Source organism: Serratia sp. AS12 (assembly GCF_000214195.1).
GTDB lineage: Bacteria > Pseudomonadota > Gammaproteobacteria > Enterobacterales > Enterobacteriaceae > Serratia > Serratia plymuthica.
This window is the reverse complement of record NC_015566.1, coordinates 5,227,115-5,245,405: the sequence shown is the minus strand read 5'-3', so window position 1 is coordinate 5,245,405 and position 18,291 is coordinate 5,227,115. Positions and strand designations below refer to the sequence as shown.

Sequence of the window (18,291 nt, the reverse complement as noted above, 5' to 3'; positions counted from 1 at the left end):
CCCATCGCCTTTCAACCTGCAGCGTTGTTGGCTGCAGCTTGAAATCCATAGGGTAAAACGACAGACAGACAAGAATAAATATCCAGACGGTTCGTTCGCCGCCTGTAATAAATACATTTGGAGTGAAGAGCATGCCTAAGTACCGTTCCGCCACCACCACCCACGGCCGCAATATGGCGGGTGCCCGCGCATTATGGCGCGCGACCGGAATGACCGACGACGATTTCGGCAAGCCGATTATTGCGGTGGTCAACTCATTTACCCAGTTCGTGCCGGGCCACGTGCACTTGCGCGATTTGGGCAAACTGGTTGCAGAGCAGATCGAAGCCTCCGGCGGTGTCGCCAAAGAGTTCAACACCATTGCGGTGGATGACGGTATCGCCATGGGGCACGGCGGTATGCTCTATTCCCTGCCGTCGCGCGAACTGATCGCCGATTCGGTTGAATACATGGTGAATGCCCACTGCGCCGATGCGATGGTGTGTATCTCCAACTGCGACAAAATCACCCCAGGGATGTTGATGGCGTCACTGCGCCTGAACATTCCGGTGATTTTCGTTTCAGGTGGCCCAATGGAAGCCGGCAAGACCAAGCTGTCCGACAAGATCATCAAACTGGATCTGATAGATGCGATGATTCAGGGCGCCAACCCGAACGTCAGCGACGCCGACAGCGCGCAAATCGAACGTTCCGCCTGCCCGACCTGCGGCTCCTGTTCCGGCATGTTCACCGCCAACTCGATGAACTGTCTGACCGAAGCGCTGGGCCTTTCCCAGCCGGGTAACGGCTCGCTGCTGGCGACCCACGCGGACCGTAAGGATTTGTTCCTCAACGCCGGCAAGCGCATTGTTGCGCTGACCAAACGTTACTATGAGCAGGACGACGAAAGCGCGCTGCCGCGCAGCATCGCCAACAAGGCGGCATTCGAAAACGCCATGACGCTGGATATCGCCATGGGCGGTTCGACCAACACCGTACTTCACCTGCTGGCTGCGGCGCAGGAAGGCGAGATTGACTTCACCATGGAAGATATCGATCGCCTGTCGCGCAAGGTGCCGCACCTGTGCAAAGTGGCGCCAAGCACCCAGAAATACCATATGGAAGACGTGCACCGCGCCGGCGGCGTACTGGCTATCCTCGGCGAGTTGGACCGCGCGGGGCTGATGAACCGCGACGTCGATAACATCCTGGGCCTGAAGCTGCCGGAAACGCTGGAACAGTACGACATCATGCTGACCAAAGATGAAGCCGTGAAGAAAATGTTCCGCGCCGGCCCGGCGGGTATCCGCACCACTCAGGCGTTCTCGCAGGATTGCCGCTGGGATACGCTGGACGACGATCGCGCAGAGGGTTGTATCCGCTCGCTGGAAAATGCGTTCAGCCTGGAAGGCGGATTGGCCGTGCTGTACGGCAACATGGCGCTGGACGGCAGCATCGTTAAAACTGCCGGCGTCGACAAAGATAACCTGACCTTCCGTGGCCCGGCGAAAGTCTACGAAAGCCAGGATACGGCGGTGGAAGCGATTCTCGGCGGGAAAGTGGTTGCCGGCGACGTGGTGGTCATCCGTTACGAAGGGCCAAAAGGCGGGCCGGGCATGCAGGAAATGCTGTACCCGACGACCTACCTGAAATCCATGGGGCTGGGCAAAGCCTGTGCGCTGATCACCGATGGACGTTTCTCGGGCGGCACCTCGGGCCTGTCTATCGGCCACGTCTCTCCGGAAGCGGGCAGCGGTGGCCTGATTGCGCTGATCGAAGATGGCGACATGATCGACATCGACATTCCAAAACGCAGCATGGTGCTGGACGTTGCAGGCAGCGAACTGGCGGCACGCCGCGAGGTTGAGCTGGCGCGTGGCGATCGCGCCTGGACACCGAAAAATCGTGAGCGTCAGGTTTCTTACGCCCTGCGCGCCTACGCCACGCTGGCGACCAGTGCCGACAAAGGCGCAGTGCGCGACAAGAGCAAGCTGGGAGGCTAAGCATCATGGCGGAATCACAACCCCTATCCGACGCCCCCGGCGGCGCGGAGTATCTGCGAGCGGTGCTCCGCTCGCCGGTTTACGAGGTGGCACAGGTCACCCCGTTACAGGCCATGAGCAAAATCTCTTCGCGACTGGGTAATACCATTCTGGTGAAGCGTGAAGATCGTCAGCCGGTGCACAGCTTCAAGCTGCGCGGGGCCTATGCGATGATCGCCAGTCTGAACGAAGAACAAAAGGCGCGCGGCGTGGTGACGGCTTCCGCCGGTAACCATGCGCAGGGCGTAGCCTACTCCGGCAAACGGCTGGGGATCAAAACGCTGATCGTGATGCCGGTATCCACCGCAGACATCAAAGTGGATGCGGTGCGCGGTTTCGGTGGTGAGGTGTTGTTGCACGGTGCCAACTTTGATGAAGCCAAAGCGCGGGCGATTGAGCTGTCGCAGAAACAGGGCATGACCTTCGTACCGCCGTTCGATCATCCCACGGTGATTGCCGGGCAGGGCACGTTGGCGATGGAACTGCTGCAGCAGGATGCGCATCTTGACCGGGTGTTCGTGCCGGTTGGCGGTGGCGGTCTGGCGGCCGGCGTGGCGGTGCTGATTAAGCAACTGATGCCGCAAATCAAAGTGATCGGCGTGGAGGCTGAAGATTCCGCCTGCCTGCGGGCGGCGCTGGATGCCGGGCACCCGGTGGATCTGGCGCGCGTCGGGTTGTTCGCCGAGGGTGTGGCGGTGAAGCGCATCGGCGATGAAACCTTCCGCCTGTGCCGGGAATACCTGGACGATGTGATCACCGTCGACAGCGACGCTATCTGTGCGGCGGTAAAGGATTTGTTCGAAGACGTGCGTGCCATTGCCGAGCCTTCCGGCGCGCTGGCGCTGGCCGGGCTGAAAAAGTACGTGCAGCAGCACAATATTCAGGGCGAGCGCCTGGCGCACGTGCTGTCTGGCGCTAACCTGAACTTCCATGGATTACGTTACGTGTCCGAACGCTGCGAATTGGGTGAACAGCGTGAAGCCCTGCTGGCGGTGACGATTCCAGAGCAGAAAGGCAGCTTCCTGAAGTTTTGCCAACTGCTGGGCGGCCGCTCGGTGACCGAATTCAACTACCGCTATGCCGATGCGGATAACGCCTGCATTTTCGTCGGTGTTCGTCTGACGCGCGGTCATGCGGAGCGGCTGGAGATCATCGACGAGCTGAACGCCGACGGTTATCAGGTGGTAGACCTGTCCGATGACGAAATGGCCAAGCTGCACGTGCGCTACATGGTGGGCGGGCGTCCTTCGAAGCCGCTGCGCGAACGCCTGTACAGCTTTGAATTCCCGGAGTCGCCGGGCGCGCTGCTGAAGTTCCTGCAGACCTTGGGTACCCACTGGAATATTTCGCTGTTCCATTATCGCAGCCACGGCACCGATTTTGGCCGCGTGCTGGCGGGCTTCGAGCTGTCGCAGACCGAGCCCGAGTTTGAGCAACACCTGCAGGCGCTGGGCTACGATTGCCACGATGAAACCGATAACCCGGCGTTCCGCTTTTTCTTGCAGGGCTAAGGGAATCGACAAGGACGGCGTATGACAGACAGTTTTACCGGTTTCAGCCAACAGGGGCTGAATTTTCTCCAACAGGTGCGTATCGAAAACGACAAAGACTGGTTTGAAGCCAATCGTAACGTTTACGAGCGGGAGTTGCTGACGCCGTTCCGTACGCTGGTGGCCGAGCTTAGCCCGGCCATGCTGGCAATCGATCCGCAGTTTGAAACCCGGCCGGCGATCGGTAAAACGCTATCGCGGCTCCACCGCGATACGCGTTTCTCTCATGACAAATCGCGCTATCGCAGCCGCATGTGGCTGACGTTTAAACGGCCGAGTAAAGACTGGAAGGACGCGCCGGTGTATTTCTTCGAGTTGGGGCCGGACATGTTGCGCTATGGGCTGGGCTATTACAGCGCCAACAAGCCGACGATGGACCTGTTCCGCCATACGCTGCTGCGCCGGCCGCAGCCGTTTTTAGAGGTGGCGGCCTGCTGTCGGCCACCGTTCGAGCTGGTGGGGGAAAGCTACAAACGCCCGCTGGTGAAAGAGCAGGCGGCGGAGATCGCCACCTGGTACAACCGTAAATCTTTCGCGGTGATGGTCAGTGACAGCCAGGTAGAAAAGCTGTTCAGCGCCGGCCTGGTGCAGACGCTGGCACAGGGTTTCCAACAGCTTGAGCCGCTGTATCACTGGCTGATGCAGGTGGAGACGATGAAGCAAATCGATCCGGCTGATTTATGAATACCCGCCGTCTTTCAAGCCGCAGCGTTATTGGCTGTAACTTGAAATCCATAGGGTATTTCTATCTTAATATTTCAAATGTTCATGTTTGAATGCAGTGATTTCGTTTTAAAGATTTCGACCGTTCATAGCAGGCGCCAAAAAGCCTCGATCAACGGATCGCTGAGGCGCTTTTTCTGCACGCAAACGCCCAGTTCAAAGGGTTCGACCATCGAAATATTTTCCAGCTGCGAGATGCGGTTACGTACCGGCTCCGGGCTGTTGTCTACCACCACGCCGGGGATCAGCGCAATGCCGCAACCTAGCGCTACCATCGAAACGATGGCCTCGTGGCCGCCGACGGTGGCGTAAATCAGCGGATTGGCGATGCGTTGGCGGCGGAACCACAGTTCGATGCGTTTTCGCGACGGGCCGTGCTCCGGCAGGATAAACGGAATGGTGGCCCAGTCGGGTTTCGCGACAAACGCCTGGCTGCGTACCGCGCAGGGGAGCGCAGGGGCAATCAGCACCAGCGGAATTTCGCCGATTTTGGTGAATGCCACGCTGGTGGGCAGGGTTTCTGGCCGGCCGGCAATGCCGAGGTCAGCCTCGTTGGACTGCACCTTGTCGACCGCGTCGGCAGCGTCACCGGTGGTCAGTTTGATTTCCACCAGCGGATGCTGCGCCCGGAACCTGTCGAGGATCGGCGGCAGATGGCTGTAGGCGGCGGTAACCGAGCAAAACAGCCGCAATTCGCCGCTCAGCGAAGGGCCGTGCTGGCCCAGTGAATGTTTCAATTGCTGGTATTGCAACAGGGTATGCTGGGCAAACTCTTTCAGCTGTTCACCGGCATCGGTGAGCTGCACGGTGCGGTTATCGCGCAAAAACAGCGGTTGCCCGAGGATCTCCTCCAGCCGTTGGATCTGGCGGGAAAGCGTCGACGGGCTGACGTGCATCGCCTTGGCGGTACGGCCAAAATGCTGGCTTTCCGCCAGATGGAGGAACAGTTTTAAATCACGCAAATCCATATCGGTACGCTCGCAGCAAGAGTGTTGCATAAATTGCAATATCACATTCGTAATATATCAATTTAAGCAACGCGTTTCCTGTTATACATTGAGTTTAACGAATCTCCGCACAGACAGGGCGGGGAATGAAAATAACATCGATAAGCTAAATCGACACAACATCTAACTGGAGCTCTACCATGGCTAACTATTTCAACACATTGAACCTGCGTCAGCAGTTGGCGCAATTGGGTAAGTGTCGTTTCATGGCACGCGACGAATTTGCGGATGAAGCCGGCTACCTGAAAGGCAAAAAAGTGGTGATCGTCGGCTGTGGCGCACAGGGCCTGAACCAGGGGCTGAACATGCGTGACTCGGGCCTGGACGTTGCCTATGCCCTGCGCAAAGAAGCCATCGACGAGAAGCGCCCTTCATGGCGTAAAGCGACCGAGAACGGCTTTAAAGTGGGCACCTACGAAGATCTGATCCCGCAGGCGGACCTGGTGGTTAACCTGACGCCGGACAAACAGCACACCTCAGTGGTTCGCGCAGTACAGCCGCTGATGAAAGACGGCGCGGCGCTGGGCTACTCCCATGGCTTCAATATCGTTGAAGTGGGCGAACAGGTCCGTAAAGACATCACCGTAGTGATGGTGGCGCCGAAATGCCCGGGCACCGAAGTGCGCGAAGAATACAAACGCGGTTTCGGCGTGCCGACCCTGATTGCGGTTCACCCGGAAAACGATCCGAAAGGCGAAGGCATGGCGATCGCCAAGGCCTGGGCAGCAGCGACTGGCGGCCACCGTGCCGGCGTGCTGGAGTCCTCCTTCGTTGCCGAAGTGAAATCCGACCTGATGGGTGAGCAAACCATTCTGTGCGGCATGTTGCAGGCGGGTTCGCTGCTGTGCTTCGACAAACTGGTTGCTGAAGGCACCGAGCCGGCGTATGCAGAGAAACTGATTCAGTTCGGCTGGGAAACCATCACCGAAGCGCTGAAGCAGGGCGGCATTACCCTGATGATGGATCGCCTGTCCAACCCGGCCAAGCTGCGTGCTTATGCGCTGTCCGAGCAACTGAAAGAGATCATGGCGCCGCTGTTCCAGAAACACATGGACGACATCATTTCCGGCGCCTTCTCCAGCGGCATGATGGCCGACTGGGCAGAAGACGACGTAAAACTGCTGAACTGGCGTGAAGAGACCGGCAAATCGGCATTCGAGAATGCGCCGCAGTTCGAAGGCAAAATCAGTGAGCAGGAATACTTTGATAACGGCGTGCTGATGGTCGCTATGGTGAAAGCAGGCGTTGAGCTGGCGTTCGAAACCATGGTTGACGCAGGCATCATCGAAGAGTCCGCTTACTACGAATCCCTGCACGAGCTGCCGCTGATCGCCAACACCATCGCGCGTAAGCGTCTGTATGAAATGAACGTGGTTATCTCTGATACCGCCGAATACGGCAACTACCTGTTCGCTAACGCCGCAGTGCCGTTGCTGAAAGAGTTTATGACAACTCTGCAGGCAGGCGATTTGGGTAAATCCGTGGCCGGTACTTCCGTGGACAACGCGCAACTGCGTGACGTGAACGAAGCGGTGCGCAATCACCCAATCGAATCCGTTGGCCGCAAACTGCGTGGTTATATGACGGATATGAAACGTATCGCGGTGGCAGGCTAAATACCCGTCGTCTTCCAAGCTGTAGCGTTGTTACCTGCACTGTCACACCCCAGTCACTGACTAAAGTAAGTGACTGGGGATGAGATAGCTTGGCGCTTGGCTACAACTTGAAATCCATAGGGTATTAAGAGTGGTTTTCGAATCCAATAAAAAGGCCAGCATCGTTGCTGGCCTTTCGCATTTTTGGCGATCAGGCATTATTGCGGCATCGCCGCCTGAGGAATAATTGCCCCGCGATACTGAATCACCGTGCTGGCGGTCAGATGGCCGCGCTGTGCCGCCTGTACCGCGTCGCCGCCGGTTAAACGTACCGCCAGGTAACCGGCACTGAAGGAATCCCCTGCGGCGGTGGTATCCACCACCTTCTCTTTCGGCAACTGCACCGCCGGTATCTCAAGCTCGGTGCCTTCGGCGCTGAAGACCAGGCAGGCATCTGCGCCGCGTTTGATCACAATCTCCGTCACGCCCAATGCTTGCGTACGGCGGACCACCTGTTCCACCGGCTGGTTGCCCCACAGCAGGTCTTCATCGTCCAGCGTCAGGAAGGCGATGTCGGTACAGGCCAGCACATCGCGATAAACCTGTTGGGTTTCCTCACGGTTCTGCCACAGGCGCGGCCGATAGTTATTGTCGAAAATCACTTTCCCGCCGTTGGCGCGGCACTGGCGCAGCAACGCCAGCAATCGGGCGCGGCTGGCTGGGTTGAGAATGGCCACGCTGATACCGCTGAGGTACAAATAATCGAAGTGGGCCAGATGCTCGCACAGGTTCTCCGCTTGCGGCCCTTCCAGCCAGTAGCGTGCGGCGGCGTCGTTGCGCCAGTAATAGAAGGTGCGCTCGCCGGTGTCATCGGTTTCGATCACATACAACCCCGGCAGCTTGTTTTCCAGCCGCTGGATCAGATCGGTTTTAACCTTTTCTTGTTGCCAGGCCAGCAGCATTTCCTGGCTGAAGCTGTCGGTGCCGAGGGCGGTGACGTAATGCACCTGCAGCGCGGTTTCCGGTACCTGGCGGGCGATATAGACGGCGGTGTTTAAGGTATCGCCGCCAAATCCGCGGCTGAGCTCCGCGCCTTTTTGCGACAGTTCAATCATGCATTCGCCGATCACGGCAAGATTCTGGGTGGTCATAGTCAACGGCCCTGGCTGAAAGAAGAAAACGAAGGAATGCGCAATGCCTTCAGTCTCAACGCAAGGGCGGGGAGGAGTCAATGAAAATAAAACAACGTTTTAATTAATTTATGATCGCTATCGGGAAATAGAAAAGTTTCCCGATGCGAACCGAGCCGCCGGCCGTTATTTAGCTGCTGCGCGCAGGTCGGTGACGCTGTGGCCGCCGATGCCCCAATTGTCGGTTTCTACTTCATCAATGACCACCACGGTGGTCGCCGGGTTTTTCCCTAGCGTATCCACCAACAGTTGCGTCACGCCGGCGATCAGCTGTTTCTTTTGCTCCGGCGTCGCGCCTTCGCGGGTAATTTTGATATTTACGTAGGGCATGTCTTTTCCTCTGTTATTGATCTGTTATCAATGTAAAAGGCTTTCGCTATCGCTTAAAGCTTTATCGCATCTTGCCGATAAACTAAGAGCAGCACTACCGCAGCCTGAGCGTTTTCATTCTCCTTCGATGGCGATAGTACCCATGACAACCAAGACGAACTCTGGTCTGCTGGCGCCATTCCTTGCCGTCTGCATGCGCGTAAAAACGCAACGTTACTGGCGACAATGTCGGCGTTTGTACACCTTTCAGCCTATCTACCGCACCTCCGGCGCTTTGCTGGCGATAGAGTTGTTAACGGTGGTGTATCACCCCAGCGCGCCGGATAAGCCGCAGTCGCCGGAGCGCTATTTCGCCGCCCTCGACGTTCGCTCGCGCCTGCGGATCATTCAGGAACAGCTCAGCGTCCTGCAGCATTGGCAGCCGCTGCTTATCCGCCATGCGTTGATGGTGTCGGTCAATATCGACGGTATTGCGCTGCAGGCGTTGCAGCGACATGCTGCGTTGCAAAGGCAGATTACCGCGATGCCCTATCTGCGCTTTGAGCTGGTGGAGCACGCCGGGATGTCGCTGAGCTGTCCGTTGCAGCAAATTACGGGCGCGGAGCGGTTGTGGCTGGATGATTTCGGCAGCGGCTTGGCGAACTTCTGTGCCATCAGCAGCTGGCGCTACCAATACATTAAAGTGTCACGTGAGTTATTCACCCTGCTGAAGCAGACGGAAGACGGCATCGAGTTGCTTTTCACCCTGATCAAAATATTGAACCAGCTCAGCGAGGGGGTGATCGTCGAAGGGGTGGAAACCGAGCCGGAATGGTTGCTGGTGCAGCGTTCCGGCGCATTCGCTGCGCAAGGCTACTATCTTTCCCGCCCGGCCCGTTTTGAAGCGCTGCAAACCCTGCCCACGCGGTTTTCCTCGCCGACAGTCTGACTCTCTGCCCGCCTGACGCGTGAACTCTTGCCTATCCTCGGCTAGGCTTGGTAAACCTGCTTATCAATTTTACTGGCAGATTGCCGTGTTCAGGGAGCCGATATGACAAGAACGGGAAAAGCTTTCAGCTGGGTTGGCGGCATCGTGCTGCTGGTGATTGCCGCGCTGGTGATCTTTGTGATGACCTTCGACTGGAACCGCCTTAAACCGACCATCAATGACAAGGTGTCTGCCGAGTTGCAGCGGCCGTTCGCGATCCGCGGCGAGCTGGGCGTGGACTGGGCGCGTGAGAAAGATGAGGGTGGCTGGCGTGCCTGGGTGCCGTGGCCACACATTCATGCCGAAGACATTGTGCTGGGCAATCCCAAAAATATTCCCGGCGACAGCATGGTCCAACTGCAACGCGTCGATGCCAGCATCGCGCCGCTGGCGCTGCTCGGCAAAGAGGTGTTGATTCCGCGTATCTGGCTGAAACAGCCGAACGCCACCTTGCAGCGGCTGGCGAACGGCGACAATAACTGGACTTTCAACCTGGCCGGCGATCCCAAACAACCGACGTCCGACTGGTCGGTGAATATTCATGACGTCGTCTTCGATCGCGGTCAGATAGATTTTAAAGACGCCACGCTGAAGGCTGATTTCCGTGCGTTGATCGACCCGCTTGGCAAGCCGCTGCCGTTCAGCGAGGTCACCGGCAAAAAAGACGCCGGCAATGCGATCACCCCCGACTATGTTTTTGGCTGGAAGGTGAAGGGCAAATACAACGGCGAGCCGCTGTCGGGCAGCGGCAAGATGGGCGGCATGCTGTCGCTGCAGAATGCCGAGGTGCCTTTCCCGCTGCAGGCCGACGTGCGCTCCGGCGCTACCCGGGTGGTGGTAGTCGGTACGCTGTCCGATCCGATGAACCTCGGTGGGTTGGATCTGCGAGTGAAATTATCCGGTGATAGCCTGGGCAATCTGTATGGCCTGACCGGCGTGCTGCTGCCGAAAACCCCGCCGTACTCTACCGATGGGCACCTGATCGCCCGGCTGCACGAGAAAGGCGGCGCGGTGTTCCAGTACCAGAAGTTCGACGGCAAAATCGGTGACAGCGATATCCACGGCAGTTTGAAATATGTCGCCAGTAAACCGCGACCTAAACTGAGCGGTGAAGTGCTGTCGAAACAGCTGCGCCTGGCCGATTTGGCGCCGCTGATTGGTGCGGATTCCAATACGGAAAAAGCCGGCCGTGGGGAGAAGAGCCGTCAGCCTGCCGACAAGGTGTTACCGGTTGAGAAATTTGACACCAAAAGCTGGAACGTGATGGACGCGGACGTTAAATTTACCGCGAAACGCATTGAACGCGGCAATTCGCTGCCGCTGAGCGATCTCTCTACCCATTTACAGCTGGATAACGGCGTGATCCTGATGGACCCGCTGCGATTCGGCGTGGCCGGCGGTAATCTCAACGCCACCCTTCGTCTGGATGGCGGTAAAAATCCGATGCAGGGCCGGGTGGATATGCACGCGCGTAAATTCCAGCTTCAGCAGCTGTTGCCTAACGTGGCGTCGATGAAACGCAGCCTGGGGCAGATGAACGGGGATGCCAAATTGACCGGTAGCGGCAATTCGGTGGCCGATCTGTTGGCAACCAGCAGCGGTGAACTGCGCATGGTGGTTAACAATGGCGTGATCAGCCGTGGTCTGATGGAGATCCTCGGTCTGAATGTGGGCAACTATCTGGTGGCGAAGCTGTTTGGTGACGACGTCGTGGGCATCAACTGTGCGGCGGCAGATGTCGGTATTCGCAATGGCGTCGCCGCGCCCCGGCTGTTCGTGTTTGACACCGAGAACGCCATTATCAATATCAGCGGCAACACCAATTTGGCTACCGAGCGGCTGGATCTGTCCATCGATCCGGAAAGTAAGGGCATGCGCGTGCTGACGCTGCGTTCACCCTTGTATGTGAAGGGGACCTTCAAGAACCCGGATGCCGGCGTTAAAGCCGGCCCGCTGATTGCGCGCGGTGCGGCTGCGGTGGCGCTGGGTGTGGTGCTGACACCGGCAGCAGCCTTGCTGGCTTTGGTTTCCCCGAGCGAAGGCGGCGATGAAAACCAATGCGGGCAAATCCTGCAAAAGATGAAGCAAAAGAAATGATCCGTATGGCCCGTCAAGCGGGCCATCTTTAATTCAACACCCGGCAGTCGTGATCCTGAATCTCTTCCGCCGAGGCCAGAGTAAAGGGCAGCAGGCTGCGTTCGGTGGCCAGCAGCAGGAAGTCGCCACCTGGGAGTGCGGTCATCGCCAGGCCAAAGCTTCCCATGCGGCCATTAGCACGTGGGATGCCCTCGGCCAGCAGGCGGAAAGCCCCCTGTCTGGCCAGTTCGTCAGGCGCGACCCGGCGCACCAGATAATCATGACCCAGCAGGCCTCCGGGCAGCGGTTGCCATTGCTCGGTGTAATCCGTCGCAAACTGCGCCAACTGCGTTTTTACCGCCGGCAGCAGGCAGGAAATATGAATGTGCAGCTGATTCTGGCTGCGGCCATACTCTGAATTAATCGCCAGCGAAATATCAGCGTCATCAATCTCTTTGCCATACTTATCCGCCATAAAGTGGCGCGCCGCCCAGGCTTGCGCAAAGAAGTTCGGGGTGGTGGCTTCCAGCACCGTCGGGCTTTCAATACCGGTAATTTTAGCGCTTGGCATCAGCAGATACTGCAACGGCCCGTTGCGATCCTTAAACACGACAAAACCGGCCTGTGTGTCAACCTGTGCGCAGGGCGCCGGGTTATTGTGCGCCTGCTGGTTGGGCAAGCACTGTTGGCTGACGATGCGCCAAAGCGCGTCCGGGTGGGATGATTTCAGCCCGAACCAGGCACCCAATGCAAGGGCGGCAATGATCAGGGGAACAAGGTACCAATACAGCCTGCGGCGCAGAGACATCATCGATTTCCGTTCAACGGGAGGAGCGCACAGCATAGTCTGAATTTATGACAGGAGACAAAGCGGGAAGTGCGGCCCCGTGGGGGGGCCGCAACACAAGGGTTACAGCGACAGATCCCGGGTCTCTTTCATCAGCAGCAAGGCGATCAGCGTGAGGCTGGCCATCGCTGCCAGATACAGACCGACGTAGAACAGACCGTAGTGGGTTGCCAGCCAGGTGGCGATATAAGGCGCCACGGCGGCCCCGAGGATTGACGCCACGTTGTAGGAGAACGACGCGCCGGTATAACGCACTTCGGTCGGGAACAGCTCCGGCAGCAGCGCCCCCATCGGACCGAAGGTCAGGCCCATGATGCTCAGACCGCACAGCAGGAAGCCCATCACCAGCACCTGATTACCGGAGCCCAACAGGCTCGGGAACAGGAAGGCGAAAGCGATCATCAGCAGGGTAATGGCGATCATGGTCTTGCGGCGGCCAAAGGCATCCGCCAGCAGGCCGGCAATCGGCACCATCACGCCAAAACCGATCACCGCCAGCATCAGCATCCACAGGAAGGTATTGCGTGAGTAGCCTAACCCCAGCGGCTGCGCCGTGGTGCCGTAGGTCATCGAATAAACCGTCATCAGGTAGAACAGGGTATAGGTCGCCAGCATGATGAAGGTACCGAGGATGGTTGCCTTCCAATGCTTGCTCAGCAGGGTGCCGAGCGGGATTTTTACCTGTTTGCCGGCTTTCGCCACCTTGGCGAACACCGGGGTTTCATGCAGCGATACGCGGACATACAGGCCGATCAGCACCAGTGCTGCGGACAGGATAAACGGCACGCGCCAGCCCCATTCCATAAACTGCTGGTCTGTCAGCAGCCAGGAGAGCAGCAGGAAGGTCCCGTTGGCGAAGAAGAAGCCGATAGGCGCGCCCAATTGTGGGAACGAGCCGTACAGCGCGCGCTTTTTAGCTGGGGCATTCTCGGTAGCCAGCAAAGCCGCGCCGCCCCATTCACCGCCCAGACCAAGCCCCTGGCCAAAACGCGCCAGTGCCAGCAGGATCGGCGCAAAGATGCCAATGGTTTCGTAGCTCGGCAGCAGGCCGATCAGCACGGTAGAAATTCCCATGGTGAGCAGCGAGGCGACCAGCGTCACCTTGCGGCCCACGCGATCGCCGAAGTGACCGAACAGCGCCGAACCAATCGGGCGTGCAATAAAGGCGACGGCGAAGGTAGCCAATGATTGCAACGTGGCAGTCGTCGGGTCGCCCTGCGGGAAGAAGATATGCGGGAATACGATCACCGCGGCGGTGGCGTAGATATAGAAATCGAAAAACTCGATGGCGGTACCGACCAGCGAGGCGACAATCACTTTTCCGCGAGAGTTTACCGGTGTTGACGCTTCGTCGGCGTTTAGAGTTGGTGCGATGGATGCTTGCATAGTGTTTCTTATTTTTTGAATTTGTAAAAATCCATCTTAGTCATAGCAAAATGCCTTTTCAATGATGAAACTTTGTACAATACCGTCATTAACCGGTTAAAAAGCTTAATGTTTCAACGCTGCATTTCCCCGTAGGTTTTAACGTTGCAAAATGAATAATATACAGATTTAATCGCTGTAAAAATCGTAAAGAAAAGTTAGTCGGTAGTTTGTTATGCTGGTTTTGAGACAGCGGAAGGTTTGATTTTGGTGGTGTGTGCTAGGGTTTTGGCTTTATTGCCGAATAAAACACCGGCCATCGAATGATGGCCGGTATGATTGCATTGCTTCAGGGGGCTGGCTGTTCGGACGCCGGCAGGGTTTTATCTTCTTTATACTGCGCGGTAGCGATCCAGGCGGCGCAGAACAGCGTCAGGCGGGCAAAGAAATAGAAGAACGCCATCAGCCCAATTACCGAGCCAAAGGCGGCGCCGGAAGGGGATTTGGCCACCTGCGGCAGTGTCATGGTCATCACAAACTTAATCACTTCGAAGCCGATGGCGGCGAGCAGCGTCCCGCGCAGCAACGCTTTTTTCTTTGGTTTATGGCGTGGCAGCATCCAGAAGATCCACAGGAACAGCAGGTAGTTGGCGAGAATGGAGATCGACAACGCAATCAGCGTCATCGCCGGGCGCAGCCATTCTATGCCTTCCAGACCCAATGCGTTGACGATTGCCGCCTGCGCCGAACCGGCGATGGAGGTCAACGTCAGGGTAATAATCAGCGCCACCACCAGGCCGGTTAGCGAGATAAAGTCGCGGGTATATTTGAAATAGAGCTTTTCCTGATCCTGCGGATTACGTTCCCACACGTCACGCGACTGCGCCCGGATCGCCTCACGCAGATTGCCCATCCAACTGATCCCCGAATACAGCGCCAGCACCAGGCCTGTCAGCCCCACCGTAGTGCGCTGCTGAATGGCGGTGTTAACGGTATTTTTCAGCGTGCTGGCCAGCGTAGGATCGCTGATGCTGCCGACGATTTTATTGATCAACCCGGCCAGCAAGTCAGGATTGGACGCCAGCACAAAGCCGACGGCGGCGAACGACACCATCAGAATCGGAATCAGCGAGAGAAACGAAAAATAGGTGATGGCGGCGCCAAACTGGCTGCCCAGACGATCGTTAAAGCGCTCGGTGGCGCGCAGCAGATGAGCGATGCTAGGCCAGGCCTGGATGCGCTCAACCAGCCGTGAAAAGCCGGAAATGTGCCGGTCAATTTTCCCGTGGCCGGTTTTTATACCGATCAGGGGTTTTTGCGGCGTTTCATTGTGGGGCTGACGGGGTTCTTTATCTGATCCTGTAGGCATTACGTCACGATTTCCTTAACGATAAATAGGCTGTCTCAGTCTTGATTATAGCCAAAATGCTCGCCGATTGGCCGTCGGGAGCGGCAACCGGGCAATTTGTGAGCTTATCGCGTTGCCTGCCGGGTGAAATCTTATTGCTTGCCGATAGGTAAAATTCTTATATCAACCGCTCTGCCAGAGCGGCTTTTTTCATTCGTCGGCCGCCAATTTTTATCTATTTCATCACCAAGAAAGCGTTTACTCATGAGGTGGCGCTGCGGTGGTTCAACCGCAGCGTTGCTGCAGCCGTAGGGGCTGGAACGGTTTCACCTGTTATCAATAGATAAAATGGAAGGTCATATGAAATTACTTAATCATCCCACCTGTCGTCCGTTTACCGAAGCGGGCACTTTGACACAGATTTCCGCCTACTATGAGGAAGAGCGGCATATCATGTGGATGCTGCTGCGCGCCGAGCCGCGGCCTTGCTTCAATCAGGCGCTGATCGAGGACATCATGACGCTGGCGCAGGCGGCGAAAGAGTCGTCGCTGCAGTTTGATTTTTGGGTGACCGGTTCGCTGGTGCCGAACATGTTCAACGTCGGCGGCGATCTGCAATTTTTTGCCGAAGCAATTAAAAACCGCAAACGTGAAGCGATGATGGCTTATGCGCGCGCCTGCATTGATTGTGTGCACGCGGCGGCGCGCGGGTTCGATACCGGAGCGGTTAGTATAGCGATGGTGGAGGGCAGCGCGCTGGGCGGAGGGTTTGAAGCGGCGCTGGCGCACCATTTCGTTCTGGCGCAGAACAATGCGCGCATGGGCTTCCCGGAAATTGCCTTCAATCTGTTCCCTGGCATGGGCGGTTATTCGCTGGTGGCGCGCAAAGCGGGCATGCGTTTGGCTGAGGAGCTTATCTGGAGCGGCGAGTCGCACACCGCCGAATGGTTTGAAAGCCGTGGCTTGGTCGATCAACTTTTCCAGCCCGGTGACGCCTATATAGCCACCCGAACCTTTATCGATACCATCCGGCCCAAGCTGAACGGCATGCGCGCCATGTTGCGTGCCCGCCAGAGGGTCTTGCAGCTTACGCGCTCCGAGTTGATGGACATCACCGAAGATTGGGTGCATTCGGCTTTCACTATCGAGGAAAAAGACCGCGCCTATATTGAACGTTTGGTTATGCTGCAGGATCGCCATACGGTGAACCTGCGCCGTGCCGGCTAATGCAAGCCTGCCCGCATTACGCCGAGGGCGGTGACGGGCAATAAGACCGCAGCCAATGTTCCAGCTGTTCCGGGAGCATTGGCCGCGCAAACAGGAACCCCTGTTTCTCGTCCACGCCAACCTCATCCAGGAACCTGTTCTCGCTTTCTGTCTCAACGCCTTCGGCGATCACCCGGAATTTCAGCGCCTCGGCCGCCGCGACGATGGCGCGCACCAGCGATTGTGAAACCGGATTGAAATTCACGCCGCGCACAAAGCTTTTATCCAACTTAATGGCATCCAGCGGGATACGCGCCAGCTGCGCCAGCGAGGAGTAACCGGTGCCAAAATCGTCAAGATGAACTTGCGCGCCCAGTTCACGCAGCCGGGTGATGACCGCGCGTGCGCGTCTCTCATCCTCAATCAGGCTGCTTTCCGTCAATTCGAAGTCCAGCAGGCACGGCGTCAACTGGTTGTGCTGCAACACGTCGATAAGATCTTCCACGATGGAATCATCGACCAGCTGCCGTGCGGAAAGATTTACGGCGACCCGCAGCGCCAGCCCTTGCTGCTGCCACTGGGCGGCCTGTTTGGCCGCAGTCTGCAGCACCCATCGACCGAGCGGGCCGATCAGCCCGGATTCTTCAGCGTAAGAGATAAACTGTAACGGCGGGATCAGACCGCGTTCGGGCGAGTCCCAACGCACCAGGGCTTCCACGCTGTGCACCATGCCGCTGAGCGCATCGATTTTCGGTTGGTAATAAACCACCAGTTGATTTTGCTCCAGACCCTTGCGCAGGTTGGTGTCCAGCCACATATATTCAGCGACGCGTTTGTTCATTTCCGGCGAGAACACGGTAAAGGTACGTTTGCCGCGCTCTTTGGCGACGTACATGGCGGTGTCGGCGCTGCGGATCAGGCCGTCGAGATCGTTACCGTGTTCCGGGCACAGCGCGATGCCAATCGAACAACCGGTATAGACTTCGATAAGGCCGATGCGGAAGGGCGTTTTCAACCGGTCGATAATACGCTGGGCCAGCTGTTGCAGCACCTCGCGGTCGGCCTGTTGGGCCAGCACCAGGAACTCATCGCCCCCAAGACGGGCCAGAACCTGATCGGGCTCCAGGCAGCCGAGCACCGCCAGCGATACCTCAACCAGCAAGCGGTCGCCGAACATATGCCCGTAGGCGTCGTTCACCTTTTTGAAATTATCGAGATCGAGGTACACCAGCCCAACGTTGCTGTCACCGCGTGTCGCGATCGCCTGGATGATTTTGTCCTGAATGGCGTTGCGGTTGGGCAGGCCGGTGATGATATCGGTATTGGCCAGCACCCGCAGGCGTTCCTGGGCGCGGCGTTCTTCGGTGATGTCCGTACCGGAGCAAATCAGAAAGACTTCGTTTTTCCCGCTACCGCTGTGGACGAATTTATTGCGGAACAAAAACAGCCGCTCGCCTTTTACTGTTTTGACCCAGCGTTCCACCTCGTAGGACGAACCATTACGGAAAAAACCGGCGATATTTCGCCGCGAGGCCGCCGCTTCTTCCGGGCTCATAAACAGCTGAAAGACGTTTTTGCCAATGACATCATGTTCATGCAGACCGGTGTATTCTTCGCTCAGACGGTTGAAACGTTGAATGCGGCCATGCTGATCGACAATCACAATCACCGAATTGGCTTCCGATACCACCTGCTCTGCAAAGGAAAGCCCATGTACCAGATCACGGGCGACCGACTTGGTGTCACTGAAAGCGGAGGCGGTGCCGGCCCATTCCAGTTTGTTGATCCGGCGGCCCACCAGATGCAAATGTATCGGCTCGCCGACCAGTGAAATAGAGATATCCAGGCTGGCGGTAATGCCGCTCAGACGCCGTATTTTTGCCGCCTGTATGGCGCTGAGCGCCACGGCCATATGGGCTTTGCCTTTGACAGCGGACAGCTCCAGGGCATTGCTGTCGAATGCCAGTCGCCAGTAGGGGCTGCTGGTGCCAAAGTGGGCGTTCAGGAGTATAGGACCTTGGTCTGTGAACATGATGATTCCTCAAAAGGGCACGACAGCCAGGTTT

Annotated in this window: 14 protein-coding genes; 7 read left to right on the top strand and 7 right to left on the bottom strand. The window is 57.4% G+C overall.

Translation table 11 applies throughout. From position 1 onward, the window contains the following. Window positions 1–131: 131 nt before the first annotated feature. The 3 genes from ilvD to SERAS12_RS24220 are packed head-to-tail and all read left to right on the top strand — an operon-like array spanning window position 132 to window position 4,255. Complete coding sequence (gene ilvD, locus SERAS12_RS24230) at window positions 132–1,982, top strand: dihydroxy-acid dehydratase (protein WP_013814967.1); 1,851 nt, start codon at window positions 132–134, stop codon at window positions 1,980–1,982. A gap of 5 nt (window positions 1,983–1,987) precedes the next feature. After that, window positions 1,988–3,532: a threonine ammonia-lyase, biosynthetic gene (gene ilvA, locus SERAS12_RS24225; RefSeq protein WP_013814966.1), complete on the top strand. Its 1,545-nt coding sequence runs from the start codon at window positions 1,988–1,990 to the stop codon at window positions 3,530–3,532. Between the two features lie 21 nt (window positions 3,533–3,553). Next, window positions 3,554–4,255, top strand: a complete 702-nt coding sequence (locus tag SERAS12_RS24220; RefSeq protein ID WP_013814965.1) for a DUF2461 domain-containing protein — start codon at window positions 3,554–3,556, stop codon at window positions 4,253–4,255. A gap of 125 nt (window positions 4,256–4,380) precedes the next feature. Here the strand turns inward: SERAS12_RS24220 and ilvY are convergent, their stop codons facing one another. Further along, window positions 4,381–5,262, bottom strand: a complete 882-nt coding sequence (ilvY, locus tag SERAS12_RS24215) for an HTH-type transcriptional activator IlvY (protein WP_006328776.1) — start codon at window positions 5,260–5,262, stop codon at window positions 4,381–4,383. Between the two features lie 179 nt (window positions 5,263–5,441). Between ilvY and ilvC the strand changes: the two genes are divergently transcribed. Further along, on the top strand, window positions 5,442–6,917 hold the full coding sequence (ilvC, locus tag SERAS12_RS24210) for a ketol-acid reductoisomerase (RefSeq protein WP_004951700.1): 1,476 nt from the start codon (window positions 5,442–5,444) through the stop codon (window positions 6,915–6,917). A gap of 197 nt (window positions 6,918–7,114) precedes the next feature. On the opposite strand, the gene SERAS12_RS24205 is transcribed toward ilvC, so the two are convergent. Continuing rightward, entirely contained in the window at window positions 7,115–8,047 is a 933-nt protein-coding gene (locus tag SERAS12_RS24205; RefSeq protein ID WP_013814964.1) for a sugar kinase, read from the bottom strand. Window positions 8,048–8,212: 165 nt separating this feature from the next. Beyond that, entirely contained in the window at window positions 8,213–8,416 is a 204-nt protein-coding gene (locus SERAS12_RS24200) for a 2-hydroxymuconate tautomerase family protein (protein ID WP_004951695.1), read from the bottom strand. A gap of 142 nt (window positions 8,417–8,558) precedes the next feature. Between SERAS12_RS24200 and pdeH the strand changes: the two genes are divergently transcribed. Further along, on the top strand, window positions 8,559–9,344 hold the full coding sequence (pdeH, locus tag SERAS12_RS24195; RefSeq protein WP_013814963.1) for a cyclic-guanylate-specific phosphodiesterase: 786 nt from the start codon (window positions 8,559–8,561) through the stop codon (window positions 9,342–9,344). A gap of 102 nt (window positions 9,345–9,446) precedes the next feature. Further along, window positions 9,447–11,480, top strand: a complete 2,034-nt coding sequence (locus SERAS12_RS24190) for an AsmA family protein (RefSeq protein ID WP_013814962.1) — start codon at window positions 9,447–9,449, stop codon at window positions 11,478–11,480. Between the two features lie 28 nt (window positions 11,481–11,508). Here SERAS12_RS24190 and SERAS12_RS24185 read toward each other — a convergent pair whose 3' ends face one another. From SERAS12_RS24185 to yhjD, 3 genes are all read right to left on the bottom strand, one after another. Next, a complete protein-coding gene (locus SERAS12_RS24185; protein ID WP_041416496.1) occupies window positions 11,509–12,267 on the bottom strand; it encodes a CDP-diacylglycerol diphosphatase in 759 nt (252 codons plus the stop codon). A 102-nt stretch (window positions 12,268–12,369) separates the two neighbouring features. Next, the gene (locus SERAS12_RS24180) at window positions 12,370–13,692 is read right to left on the bottom strand and encodes an MFS transporter (protein WP_013814960.1); all 1,323 of its coding nucleotides are present in this window, start codon (window positions 13,690–13,692) and stop codon (window positions 12,370–12,372) included. A gap of 328 nt (window positions 13,693–14,020) precedes the next feature. Continuing rightward, complete coding sequence (gene yhjD / locus SERAS12_RS24175; protein ID WP_013814959.1) at window positions 14,021–15,040, bottom strand: inner membrane protein YhjD; 1,020 nt, start codon at window positions 15,038–15,040, stop codon at window positions 14,021–14,023. A 339-nt stretch (window positions 15,041–15,379) separates the two neighbouring features. Between yhjD and SERAS12_RS24170 the strand changes: the two genes are divergently transcribed. Next, a complete protein-coding gene (locus tag SERAS12_RS24170) occupies window positions 15,380–16,246 on the top strand; it encodes a crotonase/enoyl-CoA hydratase family protein (protein ID WP_013814958.1) in 867 nt (288 codons plus the stop codon). A 16-nt stretch (window positions 16,247–16,262) separates the two neighbouring features. Here SERAS12_RS24170 and pdeR read toward each other — a convergent pair whose 3' ends face one another. Then, window positions 16,263–18,257 (bottom strand): cyclic di-GMP phosphodiesterase, encoded by a 1,995-nt coding sequence (gene pdeR, locus SERAS12_RS24165; protein WP_013814957.1) that lies wholly within the window; start codon window positions 18,255–18,257, stop codon window positions 16,263–16,265. Window positions 18,258–18,291: the final 34 nt, after the last annotated feature.